The sequence below is a fragment of the Pseudocitrobacter corydidari genome (assembly GCF_021172065.1).
Taxonomy (GTDB): Bacteria; Pseudomonadota; Gammaproteobacteria; order Enterobacterales; family Enterobacteriaceae; genus Pseudocitrobacter; species Pseudocitrobacter corydidari.
The window spans coordinates 1885568-1911787 of sequence record NZ_CP087880.1 but is presented as its reverse complement, the minus strand read 5'-3'; the positions used below and the strand labels follow the sequence as shown (position 1 = coordinate 1911787).

The following is a 26220-nucleotide window of genomic DNA, read 5'->3' as shown; positions in this document are numbered from 1 at the left end:
GGAGCACACATTAGTTTGAAATGAAACCAAATTCGTATGCCGAAAGTGCTTTAAAAATGACTGACTTGTTTAAGTGAGACCTTACTAAGTATCGAGTAAGATCCTGTTAAACCTAAATGTAATCACCACACTGCCGATAATTCTACTTAATGTACATAAGTAAGCCAATTTCAGTTACGCACCAACGATCTAACGACAAGGAATAATTAGATGCCAAGTAAATCAATAAAGGCGATAGTTCAGGAAATCAACAACGATGAAGCTGATGGTGGTGGGCTTTGGCTTCCAAACATCCAGAGGCAGTTTGTGTGGAATACAGATCAAATTGCCCGCCTTTTTGACTCGGTGATGCGCCAATATCCGTTGTCTTCAATGCTTTTCTGGAAAACCCGCGAAGCGATAAAGCACCGAAAATTTATACAGAACTTTAATGGCGGTAAGGTTGATTTGAAGGATCATTATCATCATGGTAAAACGAAGGCAAAATGGCTCGTGCTGGATGGTCAGCAGCGTTTGCAGAGCTTCTATCTGGCATTAAAAGGGAGTATCGACGGTCAGGTATTGCATTTCGATTTACTGAGTGGTGAACCAGCGAGCAAAGAAGAACTACGTTATCGCTTTGAGTTTAAGGATGTATCTTGTACTGGTTGGCCGTGGATGGCAATGTCCGACATTATCTACCCCAAGAAATTGCCTGAGCAGATCCTCAGCCAGCGCCTCAAGGAAGAAGGACTAGAGCTGAGTAGTGAAGAACGTGAGCTGGCAACGATTAACCTAAGCAGAGCGCGTATGGAGTTCAGTAATGAAGGGGCTTTGTTATATCATGTAATTGACAGTAGCGACGATGAAGGCGATCTCACCTTTGACGATGTGGTTGAAGTTTTTATCCGCGCTAACTCAGGCGGTACGCGTTTAAGTAAGTCAGACTTGATGTTTACTCTGCTTTCCACAGAATGGTCTGAAGCAGATGTGATTTTTGAGGAGTTTCTGGAGCAAATTAACGATAATGATCGCTTCAACTTCTCTCGTGATTTTCTCATCAAGCTGAGTACTACTATTCTGGGTTACGGCGCTAAATACGATGTGGATAAATTACGTGACGATGAAGTCCGCAGAAAAATCAGTGAGAACTGGCCAGAAATAGCTAAAGCGCTGCTCTTTGTAAAAGGTGAGATCGTCAGTAAAACCTATATTCGTACCGGAAAAGCTCTTACATCATATAATGCACTTATCCCATTAGTATATTTGCAGTATCATTTCCCCAAGAAACTTGAGAAATCACAAGCCTTAAAACAGTATCTGATACCTGCGCTTCTCAATGGCGTATTTTCCGGTCAGCCTGATGGCATCATTGATAAACTGGTGAAGCTAATTGAAGAGCAACAAGGATTTGATGTTAAAAAAATTCGTGCGGCTATTGTTTCATCCAACCGGAGCCTGCATTTAACTGAGGAGCGTCTCTTCGACTGGTGCGGCTATGGCAGTGGACATATCCACCTTCTGTTCAACATGTGGTATGGAGGGGAATACAAATCCTCTGGATTCCAGCACGAACCGCAAATTGACCATATCTTCGCACGTAGCATTCTGAAAGCTCAGAAGGAACTTAATGAAGAAACCGGTCGCCAGATCCGAACCTACGAGAACTGGGAAATTGACCAGTTAGCAAACTGTATGCTTTTGCCTGCGCATCAGAATGGCTCAGGTGATAAAGGTGCACAACCACTCGAACAATGGCTGAGAAATCAATCAGCTGATTTTTTAGAGTTACATTGCATCCCCTCTTCACCTAAAACACTCTGGAAAACTGAAAATTTCAGACGCTTCGTCGAAAAGCGCAAGCAACTGATCCAAGAGCGTATTGCTGAAATTGGCCTGCTGGAAACTGAGGAGTAAATTCCCTGAAATACATGGGCCTGAATGTACTAAAGTTAAATAGCCCAAATTTGCCAGGTATTATTGTAGAAGGTAATAGCCTGGCATTCCCCTATACGTTAAGGCCATCCTTTGACCTGCCATCTGTTGATTAACATATGGTGACACACTCAACATTTTCCCCTGGCATGAAGCAGTCAAGTTCCTGATACCCAAAGTCTGCTATGAGCGAGAAGCGGAAGTTCATAATTGTTCTTATAGTCGGCAAGGTCTTAACGAACACACTGCGTATTACTCAAATAGGGGCTAATCCAAGATATAATCAGTCTAGTGGACGATTTCTAAAAATGAGTGCCCCGGTTGAGTGGGATTTACATATTTACTTTATCCTTTATTTTTGAACGTAATCTGGATTATATAAAGATGGTGAGTAACAGATTTGCAATATTCTACTTATCTGGCTTAAAAATTGAGATTTATTTTTAGGAATTTTAGATTGCAATCCCACGAATCAATAAAAACCACCTAGCTTACAGATGGTTTTTTACATAATAAACCTATAATTAGGTTATAGGATGCAGTTAGCAAGCTTCAATAAAACGTTCCACCCAACTCTGTCCTTTGTGTAATCTTAAATATAATTCTTCCAGATCATAATCAGGATTCTTTGTGATGTTCGTTTGGAAAAAATCATAGATAGTTGCATCGCCTAAATATACCGGAGGCAATTCCATTGAATCGAATGGAAGAATAAATGATTCATCTTTGATTAATTCAGAGTTTTCAAGGCCTCTAACCGCTATTTTTAAAATATATGGTTCTGAAGAAAGTGTTAAATATTCCATGAGTTTAATTTTTTCATCAGAGACACTATTCATAAATTCTAGCTTTGTTACGCCAAGTTTTAAATAACCTTTATATATTGATGTGGCTGATATACTAAAATCATAATCATTTTGAAAGGTTTTGCATAACAAATACAAAAGAAATCCCGGTTCTCGATATTCAAAGCCTTTTCTAAATCTTTTTTCAAATTCATGACCGACTGGTATATTTAGAATCTCAGCAAAGTTGCACCTTTTGAGGATTAAATCATATATCTCATCTGATGTATTGAGTACAAAACGACACAGAAGCGAGCATAATTCAAACACTTCGAAAATTGAATTTATTTTAAGTTTAGATGCAATGAGATGTGCACAAGCTGAATATTCAGTGAGCGACTTATCATAGAAATATTTCTTAAGTTCTATTTCATATTGTGCTAATTCAACTTTATATTCAGCAAAAGTAGAACGACTTTTGAGAGAGTGCATTTTAAATAGAACCTCCTGAGCCATTGCTGAACACTCAAGAATTGACAATATAGAAATAGGTGATCTGACTATTAATTGAAGATTTTCGTCCATGAATCTCATAAATAAAATAGGATGATCTGATACCATCCCTGTCGGAGTAAATCTATGTCCAATTGTTTCTGTATACCTCCATAAACAATTGCCTCCGTCTGCTGAACCTAATTCAGTAAAATATTTCGGAAGTCGAATAAACCTTAAAAAGTGTTCAAGGCTTTTAGCAATGTGGAAGTTTTCTTCATCTGTATTTTGATAGATATCAGTATTGCATGCATACGCTGAGGATAATAACTTTAAATATTTAAACCCCCATAGAGTTGATGTGCAGTCAATATAATGTGTAAATTCATGCCTTGCTAAGGATTTGACATCAATGACACTTTTGAAATCATCAATTGGTATGTTTTTAGAGTCATTAAATTCAGAATGGTATTTATCACATAATGATTCAATTTTCTTTATTGTTGGGCTGGATATAGAGTCCAAGCATATTATCGTTGTCCAAAAATCATAGGAACCAGAAACATCTGCAGATGCAAGGATGTTTTTTCTGGTTTTTTTTAGCTGATGATATGACATCTTACCCCTCCTGTATAATATTTAAATTATGGCTAATTATAATTATTATTTTTATGAAAAACAATAATCAACAGGCGAGAACAACGAGGCAACAGACAAAAAAGAAATGTAGTGACTAGATGAATTGGATTTCAATGATATTTTATGATTTAAAACATGGCGATATAAGGTGGTAATTTATCCCAACGAACCTACAAAGATATATGCCCCATATTTTATTTTGAATGAATTTTATTGTTTACAAAGTACAGTTCTGAGCAAGCCTAACAAAATCAATGTCTTCTTCTGGCACACAGCGGACAAGATAACTGAGCTGAAGGTCTACTGTGAGCAAGGAGCAGACATTTTGCTCATGTGGAAAACCGGAGGATTTAGCATCCGGTTTTCCGCACTCTTGGATTACATTAATGATCTCCAGCATCTCGTGCTGGCACCGCAGCAGCTTGTCGCACTTGACGACGCTGATTTCTTTTTTCCCACTTTGCTCGTAACCATTCGCTATATGCCGGCATGTTAAGGTATAACTGCTGTGTCATATCGGCCAGAACGCGAAGATTATCTGTATAGCCGAAGTGTCCTTTTCCCATTTCAGCATGGCGGCCACCTGCAGCATCCCAGGCTTGAGAAAGCGAATATGGCGCGAACAGCTCTAGACCAGTTAAGAGTATTACGGGAGCCCTTGTTTGTCGGCGCTCGCGGATGTATTCACGCCCCCAAGACGCGAGTTTTTTAATCCGCTGAATTTCAGCCGGGGAAAGATCTCCTGCCTGCTTCATGGTTGCAAAAACCAAAATCGCGCCAGGGAAGCGGATAGCAAGTTGTTTCATTCTTTCTACATCTTCAACTTCAAATGCATCAGCAACCGCTTTTTTCTCTTCGGAATTCTCTCCCCTAAAGCTTTTTGCCTCTCCAAATACGAGTTCTGCGTGGTGATCCAGCTCATTGAAAATTTTGCGTCGGTGCCAGAGTATTAGGTCAGCTTCAATATGTTGCTTTGGGGCCAATGTCAGTATTTGGCCGGTTGACCATGTAATAGTGGTATCATGATTTCCAAATATGTTGGCGAGAAATCTTAGCGTTAGGGATGCGGCGTATCCCCCACGAGCATAATCGGGAAGTGCAAAGGGGCCTATCAACCTGTAAGCCCAACGGGACAATTGACTCGAACTTGGATCGATCATTGGAAAGCTAAACTTATTTAGACAAAGGCCACATGCTACTACAAGATCCAGTTCGCGTAGCGCGTGCCATCCCCAAGTAGAGCATTTTGCACACTTCAACTCCAAGCCAAGCTCAACAGCACCAAGCTCAACTAAAGTTTCAGCATTTTTATTTCGCCATATATCCCCCTTCACCACATTATTAATTTTGTTCTGAAATTCTTGGTGTTGAATTGAGGGTGAAATAGGGCGTCGAGAAATTTTATTGAGAAGTTTCACTATCTCTGCATGGGCAAAACTACTAATTCCCCTGAAACCTCCGAGCGTATTAATGATCTGCTGTGTAGCTTGTCCTGCATCGGAGATTTGGCTTTCAACTCCATTGTTTTTTAGCCATTCACTTATCGCAGTTGTGCCGTCACTCAAACGCCAGAGATCAGACATATTATGGAAACGGCAAAATACAACAAAACCTTCAGTTGTAGATAAGATGCTCCTTTGTATTGACTGGAAACGTGGTATTTTGGGTGACCTGTAATTACATGGATAAACGGTTGCAGCCCGACTGGTATTTGCCCAATTTTTTAATTTCACGACGTTCACCCAGCGAGCATCATTAGCACCATATCTTTCAGTGAATTCTGGATGGAGATAATCAAATCGAACTTCGGTTCGGTCACCTTCGATTTGTGTGTCAAACTTTTTTTCTGCACATGATAGAGTAGGTCGAGTAGTGCGAACTGTAAAACCAGATGATGGTCGCCAAATCGGTGGATACCAATCTTGACGCCTATTTGCCTCATCTTGATTAACCCGCAAATAGTCGGCGTAAAGTTGTTCGATATTCGCAGTAGGGATAGATCTTGCGAACATTACAGTAGCATGATTCATTAAGCCAAATTGATTCCCTCGAACGGGACGATGGCAATGTTCAATGTATTCTCTGCAGTATGGGGAAAGCGCATCAATCCATTGGACTGGAATTGGTCGGACATATTTCCGCATGGCGCGAAGGTTCCAGAAGTCAATAAGATCGCGCGAGTCATGTGCATCCATGACAAAGAGCGTTGGGTCCGCATTGTCATGATAATTAACCTCAATATTCGAGTGACCGATTTGTAGTGCTGAATTAAATCCATCCTTGTACAGGTGTACTAGAACTTCTGGGGATAATTCAACCTGTTTGGGATCAAAAGCATCACAGAACCCTTGGCCAAAATATTTAAGGTCTTCATCCTCAGGGAAGCTGCCGGATAGGCAAGCACAAAACGACTTCAATGCATTCGTCCGAGGTAGTAGTTCCACGATATTGTGCTCATGTCGACGCACGAATTGAAATTGTTTCTTATACAGATCTTTATATAGATCGAAGACATCAAGCCCAGCTTGATCCCGTAGTTCATCAGATCGCCTTAGCATGGCTGAAAGTTGCAGTACTCGGTCTGGGTCATAGCCAAACCCTTTAGCCAGCCCTGCTTCAGCTTCTACAAGGAAATCAGGTTCGAAAGCATCAAGATAGCCATTGACGATCTGCAAAGCGCTCTCAGGTTTGTAGTCATCCCTATCCCACCATTTAGGCACATGCCCAAAAATTGGAATGATAGGGTTAAATTTACCGCCCCAAAGGCATGTGTTTATTTGGAAGATTTCCAATAACCGTTTACTGTCATTAGGTTTAACGAGGAATGCGAATCGAATTGGTCGTAGGGTTACGACGGCGCTTATATGAGCCATAATTCTTCCTGTCAGAATGTAGTACGTTCACTTTGAGGTTGTATAACCGATTTGTCACGCACCGCGTAACTGAGCGTTTACCAGCATTCTACTTTGATTTACCTCCCGTTTAAAAATGGTTTAAGCATTATGTTTTGTGGAAAAAGAGGCTATTGATCTACGCCTAAAATTAAATCTACGTTCAGTTAATAACGTCCGCTTCTGGCACGAAGCGGACTGTCTTAAGGAACGAGGGGCCTCTACGAGTGAGGAGAGGGCCCTGTCCCGGACATCTGAACTGACTGAGCTTATTTGTCAGCGGCTACCTGTTGCAGGGGCTTTTTCGCCGCTGCGGCTTTTGACTTGCTGCTGGAGTAAATGAAGTACAGCGCGATACCCAGGCAGATGATGGCCCCGAGTCGGCTCATCGAGAACGGAATCGACGCATTACCCAGCCAGCCGAAATTATCGATCAGCATACTCATGGTCATCTGGCCAAAAATGACGGCGACCGTGGCAACCGCAGCGCCAATGCGCTGGACAGCCAGTACCATAATGACGATATACGGCACGCCAAACATTGCGCCCAGCAGTTGCCATTTAGGCACGTCCATCAGGGTCAGGGCGTGTTTGGGTTCGAAAAAAAAGATCAGCAGCCCCGTCACCAACGCACCGATCGAAAATGTCAGGAACGCGCTTTTGAATACGCCGATCTTGCTGCCCAGTTGACCGTTGATAGCCGCCTGGATACTCAGCATGGCCCCCCCGGCGACGGCGAGAAGAATCATAATAATAGTCATAATGTTACCTTACCCCTGTGCAACCATAACCAGTGCTGCAATGATGAAAATCAGCGCGATGATACGTTTTCTGTCAATTTCCCTGTGCGGCGTACCGAACAGGCCGAAGTGGTCAATAATCAGGCTCTTGAAAACCTGGCCTGCCAGTATGCCGATCATCGTCATGGCGATGCCGATGGCCGGTGTTGCCACGATCAGGATGATGACATAGATCGGCCCAAGCACGCCGCCGAGGAGCTGCCACGAGGGTTGCGCAAAGAATGACGGGCTGTTACGCGGGCTGAAAAAAAGCATCAGCAGGAAGGTCAACGCTGCGCCCACGCCAAATACGCTGAAGGTGGCCCAAAGGTCTCCGACCTCCCCGCCAAGTGGCCCGAGCAATCCTGCCTCTACGGACAGTCCCATGCCTCCGGCAATAACGATAAAAATCAATATCAGTTGCATAGCAATCAGTCTCCGGTTGTCCAGGCGGAGAAGATTACGGCTTAATATGGATGAGAAAAATGCCATAATGAGATAAATACCTGTGCAGGATATGCATTAATGAATGAGCCTGGGAACATCAGTATTCGCGCACTGCTGATTTTTATAGATGTTTATGAAACGCAGAATTTCTCTGTGGTGGCACGGCGGGAAGGGATATCTGCCTCTCAGGTATCGCGCGTTATCCATCAGATGGAGGATGCGCTCGGGCAGCAACTCTTTTACCGCAATCCCCGGGCGATCATCCCGACGGAAAGCGGTCATCTTTTTATCCGCTATGCGCGGGCCATGACGGGCAGCCTGGAGGAGGCGCGGCGGGAACTCAACGAGAGAACGCTTGAGCCTTCCGGGTTGGTCCGCATAAACGCTCCTGTGTTCTTTGGACAGCGCCATGTAGCACCTGCGTTGCCCGGCCTGACGGAGCGATATCCGAGGCTCAGCATTGAGCTTACGCTGACTGATGATTATATCGATCCGCACCGGGATCCGGCTGACGTGATTTTCCGGATTGGCACGCTGACGGATTCCTCATTTCATGCGCGTGTGTTTGGCCCACAGTTCTATCATCTTGCCGCGTCAGCGGATTACATTCGCCAGCACGGTATGCCTGAATCACCTGAAGAGCTCGCACGTCATAAATGCCTGGTCTATCGCGGCTCTTCAGGGCCAAACCGCTGGCTGTTGCGCAGGCACTCAGAGGAGTGGGTGCACTATCCCGTCTCGCCCCTGATGTCATCCAATAATGCGGAATCGCTGCTGATTGCCGCACTCGGCGGAATGGGGATTGTGCTGTTTCCTGACTGGCTGATTGGCGACCGGCTGAAGAGCGGCGAGCTTGTCGGGCTGCTGCCGGAACTGGACACGTCGATAAAAACGGAGCCGCAGCACATCGCGGCAATCTATCCGAATGCCCGCCATCCTCCACTAAACGTTCGGGCAATTATCGATTACTACATTGACGTGTTCGGTTCCCCGCTTTACTGGCAGTCTGAATAAGATATCGGACTATATTACTCGTCTTGAAAACGGCTCTGACGCATTGAAGGTCGCTAACGACTACGTGATCTTACGGGATCCATTCGCCTGTTATAACCATCTTTAACGTCACATAGTGCGGCCAGCAAGCACACTCAATGCGCGATGCGTTCCTGCCATCGGTTATCCATATTGTTTGCCCGTAATTCCTGCAAGATTTTAGATGCCCAAATAAAATAATCTATTTGTAATTCTGCAAGTTACGTAAAAGAAAATGATGAGTGTTAGCGGATTTTTTAACTCGTCGCTTATAGCGCATAACAACTTTCTTGCAATTGATAATAGATCTCATTATCATTAACTCGATCTTATATACTATAAACATGTATTTTATCAGCATTTTATGCTGATGGAGTCCTATTGCTTAATTATTAATTTTTTAAAAATCAAATGTGGGTGTTCAGGGATTATTTGATAGCAGGGTAATTATTTTCATGAAAAGAAAGGCGCATCTTCGGTTAAATACGCTCGTCTTATTAGCATTGTGTTTCCCACTCACAGGAAAAGGTGCTGATAGCGCTGCCGATAATGAAAACTTCTCGCTCGGAGAAATTAACGTTTTAGGTACCAGTAGCTATGATGAGGATAGCGACGCGTTAATTGAAAGTTATCGCTCTCCGGTATCTTCCACCTACTTAGGTAAAGATGAAGTAGAGCGATACCGTGGGACACGTAACTCCGATATCTTCAATGATATGACGGGCGTGCAAATGAATAACCCGGCCAACGAGGCGGGGGCGCTGGATCCAGGTATCCGCGGAATGCAAGGTAATGGTCGTGTGCCTGTTGTAATTGATGATTCCGTACAGTCAACCATGACTGAGCGCGGTTATCAGGGGAGCTCTGATCGTACTTATATCGATATGGATTTAGTTCGCAGCGTGCAAGTCGATAAAGGCCCGGTAATTGGCGCTGATACTGCCGGAGCGACGGGCGGGCGTGTGGAATTACGCACAATAAATGCCAACGATGTTATTCCACAGGGTGATAGCTTCGGGATTAATTTTAATCTTGGAACGTATAACAATAACAGAATGCCGCATGAGTTTGGTAATTCATCGGAACAGCTAAACTATCATTTGCAGCGAGAACAAAAAGCAACACATTTCCGTAATGGCTTTTATTCGCTGGCGATGGCGGGAAAAAATGACTATGGCAGCGTATTGCTGGCCTACACCGAACGTAGTACGGGTAACTATTTTGCCGGAAAAAATAACGCCGCTCGTTATGACAAAGGAAATCAGTTTGACCAGGTCACTCGCCCGGGCCAGGAAGTAGCCAATACAAGCAGTGAAAATGCCTCTTTCCTTGCTAAAATATCGGCTGATTTCTCGCCTGATAACAAGTTATTGCTGACGTACCGCCATCATCACCAGAAGGCAGGAGAGATCCTTTCGGCCTATCTGACCAAAAGCCAAACGGTGAATGGTGATGATACCCAGCCGCAGTGGACATTAGGTACTGCCATTCTCGATACGTTTAGTGCCACCCATAACTACAAATCGCCCACCTACAACTGGCTCAACCTGAAGTCGACATTTTTCTACACTGAGTTACAGACTGAACAGCATAATGGATTCCTGGGGTACGGTACGGCAGGTGATCAATACTGGAACTCGCTACGCGACCGCCGTATTGGTATCAATGCCAGCAACACGTCACTCTTCCCGGCGCTGCCGGTGGTGGGGGATTTTAAAGCGGAATATGGATTTGCGCTGGAACAGCAGCTCATCAGCCCACGGAAAACTCAGCGTAGTGCAGGTTCAACCAACATTGACGGTAATCGCCGCAGCAACAGTATTTTCACCAATCTCAGCATTGATCCGACAAGCTGGGTCACTGTAGCAGTTGGCCTGCGCAAGACTGTTGTAGACCTGCACAGTAACCGTCAGATTGCATATACCCAGACAAACTATGATAACCCGGCTCACCCCTACACGCCCACTAGCGTAGTTAAAGGGATCAGTAAAAAGGACTTCCACTATAGCCCGCGTCCTGACTTTACCAGCAGTCTCACATTTCACTTAACCCCGGACATCGACGTCTACACCAGTTATTCCAATGTTAGTCGTGCGCCAAGTGCTTATGAGCAGATAAGTCAGGGGGGCACGATGAACAGCGCCAGCGCCACAGGACAGTCGGAAGTTAAGCCCGAAAATACGCAGAATATTGAGATTGGTGCAACCAGTCGTTTCAATGGCGTGCTGGCTGACGGTGATAGGATGCTCCTGCGTGTTTCGCGTTTCTATAATAAAAACCGGAACTATATTGCACCTGCGGCCATACCAACCAATGACATGTATGCCTTCGTTAACTATGACAAATACACCACCAAGGGTATTGAGTTGTCGGCAGACTATGACTCGGGGAAATTCTACACATCTGGAAGCTGGACTCATTATGACAAGCAGGAAGTATGCGCCGAATCACTTTCTGTTTTTCTTGGTGTTCGTCAACCTGCCTGTAATACCACCGGATTCTCCTATGGGGGAATTACCTCACGCATACAGCCGAAGGACAACCTGGTACTGAGAGCTGGCTATCGTTTCTTTGATGATAAGTCACTGGATGTGGGGGCGCGCTACCGTTACAACAGCAGCAAGAATAATCCTGAAAACTGGTTAGCAGGAACCGCGGCGCAGCAGATCATGGAAAATGCTGATGCCAACAAGTTTGTCGATATTTATGCTAACTACCAGGTAAATCAAAACGTTACTGTACAGGCTGGCATCGATAACCTGACGAATCAGTACGCGATTGCCCCTGGCGCTATTATCTGGATCCCAGAGCCTGGACGCACCTGGCGTTTCACCGTCAGAACGAAATTCTAAGAGGAGTATACGGTGCTGCTTGTCAACGCCGTTTTCCCTATGAAGAATTTATACAACCGTACCCTCATTGCGCTCGTCGTCTCGACGGTAATCCACGGCCTGTTGCTCTCGCTATTCCTGATTCGTCATCTCCCTACAATGACGCAGTCTCATAGCGAGGGTGAAAAGACGGTTATTTCCATCCAGATGTTTCTCGCCAACGTGCCTGCAGAAGAGGTGAGCGAGACAGACTCTGCTGAAATGGTTACACCGCGCCTTATTAATAATAACGCACTGATTAAAGAGGAATATATTCCACCTTCGCCGCGTAAAGAAGTGATAAAACCGAAGCAGAAACCGAAACCCCGCAAAGCCCGCCGGAAAAAGGTGGAAAAGAAACAGAAATCTCAGGTTGACCGGACACAGGGGAAACCTACACAGGCATCGGATCCTGTTAACGCTCTTGAAGGTGCCCGTAGTCCGTCACCAATGGCAGGTTCGTCAAGTGGGGCACCGGTGAGTAAGAGCAGTTATTTGTCGCGCTTGCTGACAAGTATCGAGAGCCATAAACAGTACCCGCCAAATACCCGCGAGGCAGAAGGGAGAAGCATAGTGTCTTTCAGGATCGGGGATAACGGCGAGATTTACGCTGTGTCGCTACACAAGTCATCCGGTTATTCGTTGCTCGATGCTGCGGCAATAAGTGCAGTCAGCCAAGGAAGTCTGCACTTGCCGCCGCCTGCTGACGTGCCGCGAAGTATGAACGTATCCATTATTTTTACAGTTCACCCATAATAGAGGCTATCGCTTATCATGACTCCACAATGTCTGATGTTTATTATTTTGTTTATCTCTTGTGGTTTTATCTGCTCAGAGTTGCATCGTCGACTGGGTTATTTTCGTGGTGAATGCCTTGCAGGGCGATTACTGTTGTGGTGCGCTTTCTTCATGTTCTGGCCTTTTTTTATGGTGATGTATGTGGCTTCCGGGAACTGATTACACACGAATCAATGTACATCGTTCTCAATGAGGAATATCTCACTGCCTCCAGTGAATTAATATGATATCTATAAAGATGACAGTTTTGTTATGATATTAATAATTTTTATTTTTGTAATAATTATTTGCTGCGTATATCTGCCGTGGCATCTGGAACACAGTTTTTACTGGAAGCTATACCGGGTAGCGGGTCTGCATGGACGCTCCAGGGAGTTCGAAATCATCGTATATGAGAGAAAATGCAGACGATCAAAAAAATTATTAATTGCCTATCACGATGCAATAAAATAAATATTCTCTCCATGTTTTGTTGAAGGTTACATGGTCTGAAACAGCCCGGTATGTTTGAAGTGCCCATTTGAGTCACCACGGGGTTAACAACACCGCAGAGACATTTATTATGGTTTATAGAGAAGTGCGCATGAGCAGTATAGGGAAAAACTTAAACAAGATGTAATCTGACAGAGACCTGTATAAATAACCTGTCACTGTCAGATCAGTTCAAAGATAAAACACATAAATACACTTATCGTTAGAACATACCGTTGCTGTTAGCAGATGTTTCCGGCACGGTCTGGATAACATCCCAGTGCTCAACGATTTTATGTTGTTTATCGAGACGGAAGATGTCGATAATTGCTTGCGTTACGTTCGGCTGACGCCTGGTAACGGCGACATGCAGAACCACATAATCTCCATCAACCAGCACACGTTTGATTTCACTGTGGGAGTCAGGGTATTTCTTTTTCAGGAATGCGATGAATTCCCTAAAACCATCAATACCATCTTTCGCAGTCGGGTTATGCTGTTTGTATTGCTCGCCAAGAAATGGTTTTGCAGCAGCAAAATTTTTATCATTTAACGCGTAATGATAAAACTTCAGTACATTTTCTTTGTTTTGCTGTGCTTCCGGCGGTACAGCAGCAAAACTGGTTTTGGCGATGCACAAGAACGCTAGCATGAGTAATGATTTTTTTAACATAAAACCTCGCAATGATAATTGATAATATTTATATAACAAATTCCACAAGAAGGTTAAAGACCTGGTGATTACCGTTTTGTCGATACAGTGAAGAAACTACGGGCACATAATTACAGTGAAATGAATGCGGTTTTATTCATCTTCCTTGATAAACCTGAAGCGCGCTGTGCATGAGTGCGCCCCTAAAATGAAGCCAGAACCCGGTAACAGTCATGAGTAAGGGACACTGAAAGGGAGTAAAAGATTACCAGATTTGGTTGGCAATGGTGAACGACAGAATAGTCGGCTCAGTCGCCATTGACGGTGAGGAACTGGGAAACAATGACGCGCATCTGCGTTGGTTCATCCTCGACGATGGATGTCGTAGCAGTGGACTGGGTAGAACACTCATTGCAGAGGCGATGGCATTTTGTGTTGAGCAAAGGTTCTCTTCGGTACAGCTATGGATATTTAATAAACTGACAGGGGCAATACGATTGTATGAATCATTTGGATTTAAATTGTCGAAAGAATGGGAAGGCGACCAGTGGGGGAATACCATTACGGAGCAACAGTTTATCCGAAAAATCACATGAGCATCCCTGACTCCTTATTCTTTTGAATATGGATAGGGGGGCTGACGTGTTTCGGCTATCTCTCTGTTTCATACTTAGCGAGTAAGATCAATAAACGGCACGGCTTCTGGCATTTCTGGTGACCGAAAGTCTCCCTTTCAGTCGCGGGTGGACAGGCCATAAGGTCTGCTGTGAGCGAGGAGCGGACTTTTGTCTATTTATGAAGAGAGAAGGAGATAGTAAATCGTCTGAAAGCAGAGAAATAAGTCCAGAGCGTGGCGGCGAACTAACTCATAGGGTGGTCATGAATACGAGCAGTCGCCTGAAATGTCGGGCTACTTGGACTAATTATCGGATATGGTTAATTGATATCCCAGCTATCAACCGGGAATTGATTTATGCTTTCGCACCTACATTATCAACGTTCGTAAGTTGTCCCGTCTGGGCGCATGTACATACCATCACTCAGATAAACGTCTTCGCCATCCTCAACACATAGGTCAGAATAAATATCGACCATGCTAGGTTCGATAATATTCGTCGAAATTCCATGAGCATCGTAGAGTTCAAAGAAGCGAGTGACCCATTCCTCGTTGACTTCATCTTGTATAGTTTTGCCTTGATCTATAGTAATGGAAAACATGGAGATGCAATTATTCTGAAAGCGGTCTACTTTTTTCTCAGGTTGAAGATGATTTTCTTGGGCTAACGTCTCAGCGACCGAAAAAAGGAGCTTCTGGTTTACTGGCAGCTTGTATCCGACAGTCAAACCACCCCCAGTGCGAATTCTCTCTTCGGGCCTCGTTGGTGTCTGCACTTCAAAAGAAGTACCATCATCATTTTGAGCTAAAAAGCGGACGAAAACCGTGTCTCCACGGACTAACATCCAATCCTTTCCATGTTTTGGTTTCATTGCTTTAACTATCTGCGGTTGTAATGCTGACATGCTCATGGTGTTAGATACCGAAAAGAAAACATGAAAGAGATTATACCGGATAGAGTGTTTTTTTATAGCTCCGCTACTCTTGGCGAGCATCACAGAAAAGAGACGCTACAAGCCAACGTCCGCTTCTGGCACAAAGCAGACATCCCCAAAATTCCTCACCATCCGCAATCAGCAAGCAGCCAGCTTAACCTCACACGCCCCCGGTTTACAGAGCGAGTTCTAACCCGATGGATGAAACGCTACCGACGACCTCAGATCTTAAGCGCAGCAACGATCGCATCCTCCATTTTCTCTGGGGTAGTGAAGGGCGCAAAACGCTTGATTGGCTTGCCATCGCGCCCTATCAGGAACTTCGTAAAATTCCACTTAATTCGTCCGCCCAGCACACCGGGTAATTCGGTTTTCAGATAACGGAATATCGGATGCGCGGCGCTACCGTTGACGTCCACTTTTTCGAACATCGGGAAGCTTACGCCGTAATTAATGTGACAGGCCTGCGCGATGTCATCGGCATTGCCGGGTTCCTGTTTACCGAACTGGTTACAGGGGAAACCCAGCACAACGAAACCCTGGGCGGCATATTTCTTATAAAGTGTTTCAAGGCCTGCATATTGTGGTGTGAAGCCACAATGGCTGGCGGTATTCACTACCAGGACCAGTTGACCGAGGTAGTCGGCCATTGCGTTGTTCTGCCCCTGCAGACTGGTGGCGGTGAGTTGGTGAAAATCGGGCATCTTGATATCCTCAGCGCAGAATCCGTGTGGCATAGACATGGCTATTGAGTATGGCGCAATTGTGTGTGAATCATTTTTACAGAGTCTAAAAACATCGTCCACCGTTCATCGGTTCAGCGCTCGTGGGGACATCATCCCAACCAAACCGCCACAGGCATTCGCTCCTCATCTTAAATTCCGCTATCATCTCCACCCACTTCCATGCCAGGCCGCGTCATGTCTACCCTTATCGACACTTTTATTGCTCCTCCATGCCATGACGATGTAGAGATTCTCTATCAGGATGAACATCTGCTTCTGATCAACAAACCTTCCGGTCTGCTCAGTCTCTCAGGCAAAAACCCGCAAAATAGAGATTCGGTGCATTACCGTCTGGTGCAGCAGTTTCCGGGTTGTACGCTGGTCCATCGTCTCGATTTCGGCACTTCCGGATTAATGCTCGTGGCGGGTAACAAAGCTATCAATGCGGCGCTGTGTCAGCAGTTCAGCCAGCGTTCGGTGAGCAAGGTTTACACGGCGCTGCTTTGCGGGCATCTGCAAGATGATGAAGGCGTGATTGATGCTGCTATTGCTAAAGATCCCGCGCTGTTTCCTCTGATGTCAATCAACGCCTGCGAGGGCAAGCCTGCGCGTTCTCGATATCGGGTGCTTGAACGTATTTATCACACGCCGGGAGAGGGCGCGGCGATACCCGTGACCCGCGTCGAACTTATCCCCGAGACCGGGCGTACCCACCAGTTACGTATTCATTGCCAGTATTTGGGGTATCCCATTTTAGGCTGCGATCTTTACGGCGGGCAGCTTCTGCCGGGCACGGAAACGGTGTCCCGATTAATGCTCCATGCGAGCGAATTGCATTTTATTCACCCGGTTAGCCAGAAGCCAACCCATGCCTGCAACCCCAGCGCGTTCTAGCTCGGCAGAGAGGGGATGTATAAATTCAACATTTGTTTATTTTTATAAAAGTGTTTAATTTTTAAATCGCGATGCTATGATGTGCCCATACATCAGCTATGGGCATTGCATTATGACGCTTCAACGATTCCCCACCAGCAAGCCGTTTCCGTTCTCGGATATGGTGAAAGCCAACGGTTTCCTCTTCCTTTCAGGCCAGGTCTCCATGACGCAAAACGGTGAGCCTTTACCGGGTTCGGTCAGCGAACAAACGCAGCGTATTCTCGATTCTATCGAACAGACGTTGGCACTTGCCGGGGCGACGTTGAATGACATTGTCCGCGCACAGGTGTGGCTCAGCGACATGGATAATTTCGCTGAGTTTAATACGGCCTGGCGCAGTCGATTTTCGAACGGATTTCCTTCCCGTTCGGTAGTGACCAGCCGCCTCGCGTTTGGGCTGGATGTTGAAATTGAAGTACAGGCGATTGAACCATGTCTAACCTCCTGAATGTTTTGATGGCGTCTATGGATGCCATGCGCACAACGCTTGCGGCAAATACGGAAGCCGTCCTACACGATTTGACGCAGCCTGAGTGCTCTGTAATCAGTATTGTTAATGGCCATGTCAGCGGGCGAAAACCGGGCGATCCTTTACTCTCCGGGCCAAATGATGATGTGGGTTTTCTGGGGCTACTGGAGCCATCCCAGCGTGTGCCTTCCCGGGTGTTCAACAATTACAAAACCACCACAACCTCGGGCAAAGTACTCAGCAGCGCGTCGACCATTTATTACAGTGAAGATGGCGTTCCGCGCGTGGCTTTTTGCATCAACGTTGACTTAAGCGTGGTGAATGATCTGAAACGCACCCTGGATTCGTTGTTACCCCCCACGTCGGATCGGGACGAAGAAGACCTTAACGACAAAATCCCGGCGCAATCCTTTGATGATGTCATTGCTAAATTTCGCCAGACGGGGTCAGAAAACAAAATTCAGTTTCGCAAACGCGTGGTCGCGGAATTGCAAAAAATGGGCTTCTTTAAGGTTAAAGGCAGCGTCGGGCATATCGCGCATACGCTCGGCGTGTCGCGTTACACCATCTATAACTATCTGGAAAAAAATGATGAAAAACAATAATACACACAACATCCCATTTTATCAGGTTGATGCATTTACCGCCGAACCCTTCGGCGGTAACCCGGCGGGCGTGTGTCCGCTGAAGGAATGGTTGAGCGACGACACGCTACAGGCCATTGCCCGTGAAAATAACCTGTCGGAAACGGCGTTTTTTGTGCCGACGGACGATGGCTATCATCTGCGTTGGTGTACGCCTGCGGTAGAAGTGGATCTTTGCGGTCATGCGACGCTCGCGGCCTCCTGGGTGTTGTTCAATAAGCTGGGCTATTCCGGCAAAACGATTCGCTTCCAGACACGCAGCGGCGAGTTGAGCGTCTCCCGGCACGGTGATGAATATTGCATGGATTTCCCGGCGCAAAAGGCGCAAGCCATTGATATCCCTGCAGGATTACTGGAAGCGCTCGGCATTACCCACGGCGTCGTTGGCGTCTGGAAAGCGGCTGATTTAATCGTGCTGGTCGATGACAAAACGATGATTGACGGCCTGTCGCCAGACTTTAACGCGCTCAATGTTTTTGATACGCGCGGCGTGATCGTCACCGCTGCCGACGATAAATTTGATTTTGTCTCGCGCTGGTTTGGCCCGCAGGTTGGCGTTAATGAAGACCCAGTGACGGGCTCCGCGCATACGTTCCTCGCGCCGTTCTGGGCGGAGCGTCTGGGCAAAAATACGTTATCTGCCCAGCAGGGTGGGGCGCGTAAAGGCACGCTGCGCTGTGTCGTGCGCGACGATGGACGCGTCGAACTTTACGGCGCGGCACGCATGATGATTGAAGGAACCTTCAGCCTGTGATGAAGCATAAAGAGCCTCGCTATGTGGTCGCGCTTGGCACGGCCATCATTGTGCTTTTGTACGTTGCCTATGTCTGGGGAAGTTTGAGCCAGTTCTGATCTCGGGTGGCGCATCACGTCGCCACTCTCTTTTAAGAGTTTCTTTCATGTCGGATACGAAACACCTCTCCTTCGCGGATACGCTCGCGTTAGGCGGGATGACCCTTGCGTTATTTTTGGGAGCCGGGAATATTATTTTCCCGCCGCTGGTGGGTATGCAGGCGGGCGCGAATTCTGTCACCGCGGGAACCGGTTTTATTATTACTGCCGTGCTGTTTCCTGCGCTGGCCATTATTTCTCTGGCGATCAATAAAGGGGATATTAACGAACTGACGCGCCCATTGGGGCGGGCCGTGAGTATTGCTTTTATCAGTGTCTGTTTCCTGACGCTCGGTGTTTTATTTGGTACACCGCGTACGGCCACCATTAGCTATGAAGCTATCACTAACGGTGCGCAGAGTACGTTAACGCAAAAAACGGTATTCTCTTTTGCGTTCTTCGCCCTGGCAGGCGCGGTGCTGGCAAAATCGGGCAAGTTGCTGGAAATTGTCGGCTTCTTCCTCTCGCCGGTGAAAATTGGCGCACTGATTTTCATCGGCGTTACGGCCTGGATTTATCCTACCGGCGCGCTGACCTCTGCGGTTGACGCGTTTGATACGCATCCGTTTGGTACCGGGTTCATCAATGGCTATCAGACGCTGGATGTCATTAGCGCGTTATGCTTTGGGGCGATCATCACGCACACGCTTTATCAGCGCGGCATCGTGAATGCCAAAGGTATTCTGCGTTATTCCAGTCGTGCGGCGCTGATTGCCGCCGCCGGGCTGGTGCTTATTTACGTCTGTTATATTTCTATGGGCGCGCATACGCTGGAGCATTCCGCCAGTAACGGGATGCAAATTATGAGTGCCTATGTGGAGACCGTCTTTGGTGTATATGGTCGCGCGTTGCTGGCGGCAATTATTACGCTGGCGTGTCTGGTGACGGCGATAGGTTTGACGACCGGTACCGCGCGTTATTTTCATCAGATAACCGGCATCTCTTATGGCCTGCTGGTCACGCTTTCACTGGTGCTTTCGGCGATGATTGCCATACTGGGGCTTGATTCGCTGACGATGCTGGCGGTTCCGGTGCTCAGTGCGATTTATCCGGCGGCGCTGGTGGTGGTGGCGTTGGGGATTGTCAGAAAATGGCTCGCTATTCCGACGATGTTATACCGGGGGTTATTCTTTATCGCGCTTATCGTGGGTGTGATCAGCGCGTTTATTTGACTGGCTTCACTTGCCCGGTAAGCGCCGCTACCGGGCATTGCCCGCATCATTAACACGGGTAGGGAATTACTCATTTCCCCACTGATTCAGGAACTCCGCAATTTCATCAATACGCGCGGCTTTTATGCCCGCTTCATCGGCCATCTCTTTCTGCGCCTCTTCGCTGATCTCTTCGTTATTCATCAGGCGGGTCAGCAACAGTTGAAAATAGTGTGCCAGCGGTGTGCGTTCAGACTCGGCGACCGGCTCTGCGCATTCCGTCGCATATTCATCGGCAATATCGTAATACTTCAATGGGATATCGTTGTTCATAAAAAGCCTCTGGTTAAGGTTTCGCGGATGTCTGGCCGGATATAGTATCACTCAATTGAGGTACACAACACTTCGCGCAGCCACGCCATAAAGGTAGTGACGCGCACGGGCGTATAGTGGCGAGTGGGGCGGATGAGCGAAAGAGGTAGCGCAGACGGCGCATGATCCTGCATTACCGGCACCAGCGTGCCCGCATGTAGGGCATCTTCGACGATAAACCACGGCAGCATAGCGATGCCCATCCCCTGGATTGCCGCTTCCCGCAGCACGTCGCCGTTATCGGTGATAAGCGGGGTATTCATCTCAGGCAGCTCTTTGCCTTCGGTAAATCCCCACTCATCGCGCGCGGAGAGCAGCGAGTAGCGCAGACAGCTGTGCCCGGCAAGGTCAGCCGGCGATGCCGGGACGCCTTTACGCGCCAGATACGCCGGCGAGGCGCAAAACAGCCGTGGAAGATCTGCCAGATGAGCGCAAACCAGCGACGAATCATTCAATGCACTGATGCGTAAAGCCAAATCCAGACCTTCTCCCACCAGATCCGACAATCTGTCTTCCAGCTGTAACTGCACGGTGATTTGCGGATATTTCGCCATAAATACCGGCAGCAGCGGCGCCAGTTTTTTCACACCATAGGTTAACGGCGCCGACAGACGAATCACGCCGCTCAGCGTTTCCTGAAAACAGTTGAGCCGCTCTTCGGCTTGTTCCAGTGATTCCAGGATACTTTTCACGTCCTTCCAGAACTGCTCGCCTGCCGTTGTCAGCTCAAGATGACGCGTGGTGCGGTTGAGCAGGCGCACGCCCAGACTTTTTTCCAGTGAAGAGACGCGGCGGCTGATGGAGGCGCTGCTGGTTTCAAGCTGTACGGCAGCATTATAAAAACTGCCCGTTTCGATTACGGCGACAAAGCTGCGCAGGGACAGGAGATCGTATTCTTTCATTTTTCGTAACGGTGAATTGTGTGTAGCCCCATTTATCCTGGGGAGAATGGTGATTACTCTGTTCGCATTATATGAACACCGGAGAGAAACAATGACAACCCAATACCGCGTAAAAAAAGGCGAATCCCTGCATTATCTACCCGCAAGTGATTATCACCCGGCGGATACCTACTTCCATTTTTCCTTCGCCAATTATTACGATCCTGACAACATGAATTATGGCGTATTACGCGTGGTGAATGATGACAATGTGAAACCGCATAACGGTTTTGGTCGCCACCCGCATCAAAACATGGAAATTGTCAGCTATGTGATTGATGGCCAACTGACCCACTGGGATAGCGCAACGCAAACGGAAGAGACGCTGGGGCGCGGGCATGTGCAGGCGATTACTGCCGGGAATGGCGTATGGCACTCTGAGCTGAATAAACATGATGAGTGGTGTCGCTTCCTGCAAATCTGGATCCTGCCGCCGAAGCAGGGGCTGGAGGTGCGTTACAACCAGCGTAAATATCAGGCGCAAGAGCGTGAAAACAAGCTCCTGCATATCGTGGGCAGCCTGAAAAATGACGATGCGCCGCTGATGCTCAATCAGGATGTGAATATGTACGTGAGCGAACTGACCAACCCGACGGCGGAAGTTGAGTATCAACTGCAGGCCGGACGCCAGGCCTATATCAATAACTTTGAAGGTGAAGTAAATGTGAAAGGTTTCGCTTCGTTAGGTAAAAAAGATACGCTGGAAATTACCGGGCCGGCGACCCTGAAATTCAGTGCCGCCAAAGAACAGAGCCATTTTATTATTATCGAAATGCCTGAGTCTCACGCTTGATTTTTAACGCATGACGCTGTCGATTTTTCCGGACACTTGCTAAAGTAACCTGCTGATTGCAAAGGAAGGAACGCGCTGTGGCCGGAAGAATCGATTACCAGATTGAAAAATACAGCTTCACCGAAGCGGGCGAGTCGCCGAGGCTCGCTCAACAGTGGTCGGAAGTGATTGAAGAGTGCCGTCAGTCCGGCGCGGGCGCGCAGGAGCGTCTACGCATTGCGCTGCTGAATGTTGACTACGTCACCAGCTTCGAATTGCCTTTTCGCCTGCTGTTAATCCGCGCGCCACAGCTGATCGCCGCCGTGCGTGACGAACTTCAGCTCAGTCAGAAAAATGTCCTCTTTAACGGTAAACGTTTCGGCTGTGTTTACAGCCTGAAAGCCAGCCTGGACGCCATTCCCGACGAATATCAATACCGCTTATCCAACCGTATCCGGCGAATGGATGGCACGCTTTCAACCGCCTCGCCGTATCAGGAAATTGCCAAACAGATTAAACAGCCGCGCGAGCGCTTAAAGCTGGCGCTGGAAAATGATTTGCAGGTTACCGCGCTGGATGGGCTTTTTTGGTTTGGCATTCAACGTATCGCGGCGGATGTGCAGAAGCTGCGCAAATCGGGGATGAAAATCAGCACCGCAGAGGTTGAGGTGTTTGATAACCTGACCGGCACCACGCGGCGGGTGCCTTATTATCAGCAGGTTAAAAGCGGCGCGTAGTGCGCCGATTTTTGCCCGATGGCGCTACGCTTATCGGACCTACAATGGGTGATGAATCGTAGGTTGGATAAGCGCAGCGCCATCCAACAATTACGTCTCGCTCACCGGCGTTCTGTCACCCTCATACAACGGCACTTTGCGATAACGACGTACCAGATACCACAGATATGCTCCACCCAGCGAGGCCCACACCAGACCCAGCGTCAGCGAGGTGGCTTCGAGGTTAATCCACAGCACGCCCACCGTCAGCGCGCCAACCAGCGGCATCAGTAAATAGTGGAAGTGTTCCTTCCAGCTTTTATTCATTCCTTTGCGACGCCAGAAGTGGTTGAACACCGACAGATTTACGAAGGTAAACGCGACCAGCGCACCGAAGTTAATCAGCGCCGTGGCGGTGACTAAATCGAAGAACAGCGCCGACAATGCCACAATCCCGACCATAATCACGTTTAACGCCGGGGTGCGCCATTTTGGGTGCACATAGCCAAACACGCGTTCCGGGAACACATTGTCACGCCCCATCACATACAGCAGACGCGACACGCTGGCGTGCGACGCGAGGCCAGACGCTAACGTGTTCACAAACGTGGTGCAGAGAAAAATCGACTGGAACAGCTTGCCGCCGACGTACAGCGCAATCTCCGGCAGTGCGGCATCCGGGTCTTTAAAGCGGCTGATATCCGGGAAGAATAGCTGCATAAAGAACGACGCCGCGATAAAGATAATGCCACCGTACACCGCCGTCAGAAAAATCGCTTTCGGAATAACCCGCGCGGCATCCGGCGTCTCTTCTGAAAGCGTGGTCACGGCATCAAAGCCGAGAAACGAGAAGCAGACGATCGTCGCCCCGGTAATAATCGGAATCAGATGCGCGTTCTCGCTGATAAACGGCTGTAGCGACCAGACCGTGCCAACGCCTTCTCCCTTATGCAGCCCCTGAACCACCAGGAAGATAAACACCACCATGATGGAGATTTGCACCAGCACAAACAGGGTATTGAAGTTAGCGACCAGGTTAACGCTCTTCAGATTCGCGGCAGTTAAAATGGCGACGAAGGTTACCACCCATACCCACGGCGGCACTTCCGGGAAGAGGGCAGAGAGATAGATCTTCGCCAACAGCACGTTGATCATCGGCAAAAAGAGATAATCCAGCAGCGACGACCAGCCGACCATAAAGCCAACGTGCGGGTTAATTGATTTTTGCGCGTAGGTATAGGCCGAGCCCGCCTCCGGGAACTGGCGAACCAGCTTGCCGTAACTGACAGCGGTAAACAGCACACCGGCCAGCGCCAGCAGGTAGGACGCCGGAACGTGGCCGTCGCTGATGCCGGACACAATGCCAAAGGTATCGAACACGGTCATCGGCGTGAGATAGGCAAGCCCCATCATCACCACCTGCCACAGCTTCAGCGACTTACGCAGTTTCGTTTTGCCAGGTTGTGCGGCGATATCCAGTGAGGAATTAAAGGCCATGATGTGTGCCTCCGCTGCGTAATCGGGTTTGCGGTCGCGTCGACCTGAAATCAAACCTGTTTAGCAGGGGAAGCAAAGGGGGCGGGGTACACTCGGTCGTGGGGAGGGCGCAAACGCAGCCTCCCTCGCCATGCGGGTATTTCATCATCGGCATCATCTCATTTCCTCGTCACAGTCTGTATCGTTAACGGAAGCCCGTTGCCGCCTGCGTTCCATAACGCGACATACGGGAAATGTCTGGATTACCAGCAAATGTCAGGCCAGGCTCCGCTCAGGCCGGTGATACATACCCCGCAAGGGGTCACTACGCGTTTTTCAACATCCACTCAATTTCGGTTTCTGTGATGAGGCGCTCAAACTGCAACAGCTCATCATTCTTACAGGCGTGATACACATGGCAGAAACGCTCGCCCAGATAGTGGCGCAGGTGGTCGTTTTGCATAAACTCCCACAGCGCATCGCTCTGACGAATCGGGAAGGGTGAGCCTTCCTGTTCCAGCCCGTTGCCTTCCACTTCTTCCTGCAACGGCAGTTCATTATCAAGGCCGTGCAGAATACCGGCGAAAATCGCCGCCATCACCAGATATGGGTTGGCATCCGCCCCGGCCACGCGGTATTCCACGCGGTGGTTATGGCGATCGCCGCACGGAATACGCAGGGCGACGGTGCGGTTGTTATGGCCCCACGACGCCTGCGTCGGCACATACATTCCTGGCTGGAAGCGACGATAGGAGTTCACGTTCGGCGCCAACAGCGCCATTGACGACGGCATCAGGTCAATCATCCCGGCGAGCATCTTTTTCAGCAGCGGCGAATCTTCGCCGTCAGCGTCAGACAGCACGTTCTCGCCACGGTTATTTTGCATGCTGATATGGATGTGCATCCCGCTGCCCGCGTGCTCTTCATACGGCTTCGCCATAAAAGTGGCGTGCATCTTATGCTTTTCCGCCATCAGACGCACCAGGCGTTTAAGGGCTAATGCATCATCGCAGGCATCCAGCACGTTATCGGTGTGATACAGGTTGATTTCAAACTGGCCCGGTGAGGCTTCGGCGACCGCGCCATCTGCCGGAATCAGCTGTAACTGCGCCAGTTCATCAATATCATTGAGCACGTCGGCGAAGTGGTTGAGGTTATCAACCGAGTAAACCTGGCTTTGGGTGTTGCGGTCATCGGTGCCGGGCGCGCAGGGCGGTTGCAAATACCCTTCGGCGTCGCGTTTGCGATCCAGTAAATAGAACTCCAGCTCTACCGCTACGACCGGGAACAGTCCGCGCTGGCGTAGCTGCTGCCACAGGCGGTTGAGTACGTTCCGCGGCTCAACGTCAAAGGGAGCGCCATCTTCATCGACCATGGTCAGGAGCATCTGACCGATATACTCCGGGTCAGCGGCGGAAGGGGTTAAGGAACCGAGTACCGGCACACAGGTACGATCCGGCTCGCCCATATCCTGACCCAGGCCCGCTTCTTCTACTACGTTACCGAGAATATCCATCGCAAAGACCGAGGCCGGGAAGTAACACCCTTTCTCCAGCTTCTTCAGGCTGGAGACCGGAACGCGCTTGCCACGGAAGCAGCCATTCAGGTCGGTAAGCAGTACATCAACATATTGCGTGTTCGGGTAGCGCTCCAGGTAGCGTTTCACTTCCTGCGTAAAGGCGCTACCCCGCCTCTCTTCTGACTGCTGAACAAAGTTCTCTACTTCAACGATATTGGTTTCCATGATTCTTCGCCTTTGGTTTTGTTTTCCGCTCGCTATGAAAGCGTAAAATATAATGACCACTC

23 protein-coding genes and 2 pseudogenes are annotated in these 26220 nt (G+C 48.1%); 13 read left to right on the top strand and 12 right to left on the bottom strand.

Annotation, left to right across the window (positions count from 1 at the left end):
* The first annotated feature begins 210 nt into the window (after positions 1–210).
* Positions 211–1896 carry a DUF262 domain-containing protein gene (locus G163CM_RS08900; protein WP_231827757.1) on the top strand — a complete coding sequence of 562 codons (1686 nt, stop codon included), beginning with the start codon at positions 211–213 and terminating at the stop codon, positions 1894–1896.
* Positions 1897–2456: 560 nt separating this feature from the next.
* On the opposite strand, the gene G163CM_RS08895 is transcribed toward G163CM_RS08900, so the two are convergent.
* The 4 genes from G163CM_RS08895 to G163CM_RS08880 form a co-directional block, all read right to left on the bottom strand.
* Positions 2457–3809 (bottom strand): hypothetical protein, encoded by a 1353-nt coding sequence (locus G163CM_RS08895; RefSeq protein WP_231827756.1) that lies wholly within the window; start codon positions 3807–3809, stop codon positions 2457–2459.
* A 404-nt stretch (positions 3810–4213) separates the two neighbouring features.
* Positions 4214–6703, bottom strand: coding sequence for a hypothetical protein (locus G163CM_RS08890; protein WP_231827755.1), 2490 nt, complete (start codon positions 6701–6703; stop codon positions 4214–4216).
* Positions 6704–6990: 287 nt separating this feature from the next.
* Positions 6991–7482: a DMT family transporter gene (locus G163CM_RS08885; protein ID WP_231827754.1), complete on the bottom strand. Its 492-nt coding sequence runs from the start codon at positions 7480–7482 to the stop codon at positions 6991–6993.
* Between the two features lie 9 nt (positions 7483–7491).
* Positions 7492–7926, bottom strand: a complete 435-nt coding sequence (locus G163CM_RS08880) for a DMT family transporter (protein ID WP_231827753.1) — start codon at positions 7924–7926, stop codon at positions 7492–7494.
* Between the two features lie 99 nt (positions 7927–8025).
* Here G163CM_RS08880 and G163CM_RS08875 point away from each other — a divergent pair, with 99 nt between their 5' ends.
* The 3 genes from G163CM_RS08875 to G163CM_RS08865 all read left to right on the top strand — a co-directional run bounded on the left by G163CM_RS08875 (position 8026) and on the right by G163CM_RS08865 (position 12605).
* The gene (locus tag G163CM_RS08875) at positions 8026–8961 is read left to right on the top strand and encodes a LysR family transcriptional regulator (RefSeq protein WP_231827752.1); all 936 of its coding nucleotides are present in this window, start codon (positions 8026–8028) and stop codon (positions 8959–8961) included.
* 473 nt (positions 8962–9434) lie between these two features.
* Positions 9435–11831: a TonB-dependent receptor domain-containing protein gene (locus tag G163CM_RS08870; RefSeq protein ID WP_231827751.1), complete on the top strand. Its 2397-nt coding sequence runs from the start codon at positions 9435–9437 to the stop codon at positions 11829–11831.
* A 12-nt stretch (positions 11832–11843) separates the two neighbouring features.
* On the top strand, positions 11844–12605 hold the full coding sequence (locus tag G163CM_RS08865) for an energy transducer TonB (protein WP_231827750.1): 762 nt from the start codon (positions 11844–11846) through the stop codon (positions 12603–12605).
* A gap of 736 nt (positions 12606–13341) precedes the next feature.
* On the opposite strand, the gene G163CM_RS08860 is transcribed toward G163CM_RS08865, so the two are convergent.
* A complete protein-coding gene (locus G163CM_RS08860) occupies positions 13342–13791 on the bottom strand; it encodes a nuclear transport factor 2 family protein (protein ID WP_231827749.1) in 450 nt (149 codons plus the stop codon).
* A gap of 57 nt (positions 13792–13848) precedes the next feature.
* On the opposite strand from G163CM_RS08860, the pseudogene G163CM_RS08855 reads away from it, so the two are divergent.
* Positions 13849–13965, top strand: a pseudogene (locus G163CM_RS08855) (glutamine amidotransferase); the annotation flags it as partial.
* A 74-nt stretch (positions 13966–14039) separates the two neighbouring features.
* A pseudogene (locus G163CM_RS08850) lies at positions 14040–14366 on the top strand (GNAT family N-acetyltransferase); the annotation flags it as partial.
* A gap of 397 nt (positions 14367–14763) precedes the next feature.
* Here G163CM_RS08850 and G163CM_RS08845 read toward each other — a convergent pair.
* Together G163CM_RS08845 and G163CM_RS08840 are read right to left on the bottom strand one after the other, a co-directional pair.
* On the bottom strand, positions 14764–15291 hold the full coding sequence (locus G163CM_RS08845; RefSeq protein ID WP_231827748.1) for a hypothetical protein: 528 nt from the start codon (positions 15289–15291) through the stop codon (positions 14764–14766).
* Positions 15292–15542: 251 nt separating this feature from the next.
* Positions 15543–16025, bottom strand: coding sequence for a glutathione peroxidase (locus G163CM_RS08840; protein WP_231827747.1), 483 nt, complete (start codon positions 16023–16025; stop codon positions 15543–15545).
* Between the two features lie 216 nt (positions 16026–16241).
* Between G163CM_RS08840 and G163CM_RS08835 the strand changes: the two genes are divergently transcribed.
* From G163CM_RS08835 to brnQ, 5 genes are all read left to right on the top strand, one after another.
* Positions 16242–16940, top strand: coding sequence for an RluA family pseudouridine synthase (locus G163CM_RS08835; protein WP_231827746.1), 699 nt, complete (start codon positions 16242–16244; stop codon positions 16938–16940).
* Positions 16941–17052: 112 nt separating this feature from the next.
* Positions 17053–17430 (top strand): RidA family protein, encoded by a 378-nt coding sequence (locus G163CM_RS08830; protein ID WP_231827745.1) that lies wholly within the window; start codon positions 17053–17055, stop codon positions 17428–17430.
* Positions 17415–18056 (top strand): helix-turn-helix transcriptional regulator, encoded by a 642-nt coding sequence (locus G163CM_RS08825; RefSeq protein ID WP_231827744.1) that lies wholly within the window; start codon positions 17415–17417, stop codon positions 18054–18056. Before G163CM_RS08830 ends, G163CM_RS08825 begins: the two co-directional genes overlap by 16 nt.
* Entirely contained in the window at positions 18043–18849 is an 807-nt protein-coding gene (locus tag G163CM_RS08820) for a PhzF family phenazine biosynthesis protein (RefSeq protein ID WP_231828350.1), read from the top strand. Before G163CM_RS08825 ends, G163CM_RS08820 begins: the two co-directional genes overlap by 14 nt.
* Positions 18850–18994: 145 nt before the next feature.
* Entirely contained in the window at positions 18995–20158 is a 1164-nt protein-coding gene (gene brnQ, locus G163CM_RS08815) for a branched-chain amino acid transport system II carrier protein (RefSeq protein ID WP_231827743.1), read from the top strand.
* Positions 20159–20224: 66 nt separating this feature from the next.
* Here brnQ and G163CM_RS08810 read toward each other — a convergent pair whose 3' ends face one another.
* Positions 20225–20470, bottom strand: a complete 246-nt coding sequence (locus G163CM_RS08810) for a YmjA family protein (protein WP_108474487.1) — start codon at positions 20468–20470, stop codon at positions 20225–20227.
* A gap of 47 nt (positions 20471–20517) precedes the next feature.
* Entirely contained in the window at positions 20518–21411 is an 894-nt protein-coding gene (locus G163CM_RS08805; protein ID WP_231827742.1) for a LysR family transcriptional regulator, read from the bottom strand.
* Between the two features lie 91 nt (positions 21412–21502).
* On the opposite strand from G163CM_RS08805, the gene G163CM_RS08800 reads away from it, so the two are divergent.
* Both G163CM_RS08800 and G163CM_RS08795 read left to right on the top strand, forming a co-directional pair.
* Positions 21503–22243: a pirin family protein gene (locus G163CM_RS08800; protein WP_015964982.1), complete on the top strand. Its 741-nt coding sequence runs from the start codon at positions 21503–21505 to the stop codon at positions 22241–22243.
* Between the two features lie 77 nt (positions 22244–22320).
* Positions 22321–22959, top strand: coding sequence for an ECs1377 family protein (locus G163CM_RS08795; protein ID WP_231827741.1), 639 nt, complete (start codon positions 22321–22323; stop codon positions 22957–22959).
* A 90-nt stretch (positions 22960–23049) separates the two neighbouring features.
* On the opposite strand, the gene puuP is transcribed toward G163CM_RS08795, so the two are convergent.
* The 3 genes from puuP to puuA form a co-directional block, all read right to left on the bottom strand.
* Positions 23050–24435, bottom strand: a complete 1386-nt coding sequence (puuP, locus tag G163CM_RS08790; RefSeq protein WP_015964980.1) for a putrescine/proton symporter PuuP — start codon at positions 24433–24435, stop codon at positions 23050–23052.
* Entirely contained in the window at positions 24425–24589 is a 165-nt protein-coding gene (locus G163CM_RS08785) for a YmjE family protein (RefSeq protein ID WP_144052309.1), read from the bottom strand. The genes puuP and G163CM_RS08785 overlap by 11 nt, the downstream gene beginning before the upstream one ends.
* A gap of 150 nt (positions 24590–24739) precedes the next feature.
* Positions 24740–26158: a glutamine synthetase family protein gene (gene puuA, locus G163CM_RS08780; RefSeq protein WP_231827740.1), complete on the bottom strand. Its 1419-nt coding sequence runs from the start codon at positions 26156–26158 to the stop codon at positions 24740–24742.
* Between the last annotated feature and the right edge of the window lie 62 nt (positions 26159–26220).

Bases quoted from the DNA above. Each gene is read 5' to 3' on its own strand.
- G163CM_RS08900 (WP_231827757.1), top strand. From the start codon at position 211: ATGCCAAGTAAATCAATAAAGGCGATAGTTCAGGAAATCAACAACGAT.
- G163CM_RS08895 (WP_231827756.1), bottom strand. From the start codon at position 3,809: ATGTCATATCATCAGCTAAAAAAAACCAGAAAAAACATCCTTGCATCT.
- G163CM_RS08890 (WP_231827755.1), bottom strand. From the start codon at position 6,703: ATGGCTCATATAAGCGCCGTCGTAACCCTACGACCAATTCGATTCGCA.
- G163CM_RS08885 (WP_231827754.1), bottom strand. From the start codon at position 7,482: ATGACTATTATTATGATTCTTCTCGCCGTCGCCGGGGGGGCCATGCTG.
- G163CM_RS08880 (WP_231827753.1), bottom strand. From the start codon at position 7,926: ATGCAACTGATATTGATTTTTATCGTTATTGCCGGAGGCATGGGACTG.
- G163CM_RS08875 (WP_231827752.1), top strand. From the start codon at position 8,026: ATGAATGAGCCTGGGAACATCAGTATTCGCGCACTGCTGATTTTTATA.
- G163CM_RS08870 (WP_231827751.1), top strand. From the start codon at position 9,435: ATGAAAAGAAAGGCGCATCTTCGGTTAAATACGCTCGTCTTATTAGCA.
- G163CM_RS08860 (WP_231827749.1), bottom strand. From the start codon at position 13,791: ATGTTAAAAAAATCATTACTCATGCTAGCGTTCTTGTGCATCGCCAAA.
- G163CM_RS08845 (WP_231827748.1), bottom strand. From the start codon at position 15,291: ATGTCAGCATTACAACCGCAGATAGTTAAAGCAATGAAACCAAAACAT.
- G163CM_RS08840 (WP_231827747.1), bottom strand. From the start codon at position 16,025: ATGCCCGATTTTCACCAACTCACCGCCACCAGTCTGCAGGGGCAGAAC.
- G163CM_RS08835 (WP_231827746.1), top strand. From the start codon at position 16,242: ATGTCTACCCTTATCGACACTTTTATTGCTCCTCCATGCCATGACGAT.
- G163CM_RS08830 (WP_231827745.1), top strand. From the start codon at position 17,053: ATGACGCTTCAACGATTCCCCACCAGCAAGCCGTTTCCGTTCTCGGAT.
- G163CM_RS08825 (WP_231827744.1), top strand. From the start codon at position 17,415: ATGTCTAACCTCCTGAATGTTTTGATGGCGTCTATGGATGCCATGCGC.
- G163CM_RS08820 (WP_231828350.1), top strand. From the start codon at position 18,043: ATGAAAAACAATAATACACACAACATCCCATTTTATCAGGTTGATGCA.
- brnQ (WP_231827743.1), top strand. From the start codon at position 18,995: ATGTCGGATACGAAACACCTCTCCTTCGCGGATACGCTCGCGTTAGGC.
- G163CM_RS08810 (WP_108474487.1), bottom strand. From the start codon at position 20,470: ATGAACAACGATATCCCATTGAAGTATTACGATATTGCCGATGAATAT.
- G163CM_RS08805 (WP_231827742.1), bottom strand. From the start codon at position 21,411: ATGAAAGAATACGATCTCCTGTCCCTGCGCAGCTTTGTCGCCGTAATC.
- G163CM_RS08800 (WP_015964982.1), top strand. From the start codon at position 21,503: ATGACAACCCAATACCGCGTAAAAAAAGGCGAATCCCTGCATTATCTA.
- puuP (WP_015964980.1), bottom strand. From the start codon at position 24,435: ATGGCCTTTAATTCCTCACTGGATATCGCCGCACAACCTGGCAAAACG.
- G163CM_RS08785 (WP_144052309.1), bottom strand. From the start codon at position 24,589: ATGCCGATGATGAAATACCCGCATGGCGAGGGAGGCTGCGTTTGCGCC.
- puuA (WP_231827740.1), bottom strand. From the start codon at position 26,158: ATGGAAACCAATATCGTTGAAGTAGAGAACTTTGTTCAGCAGTCAGAA.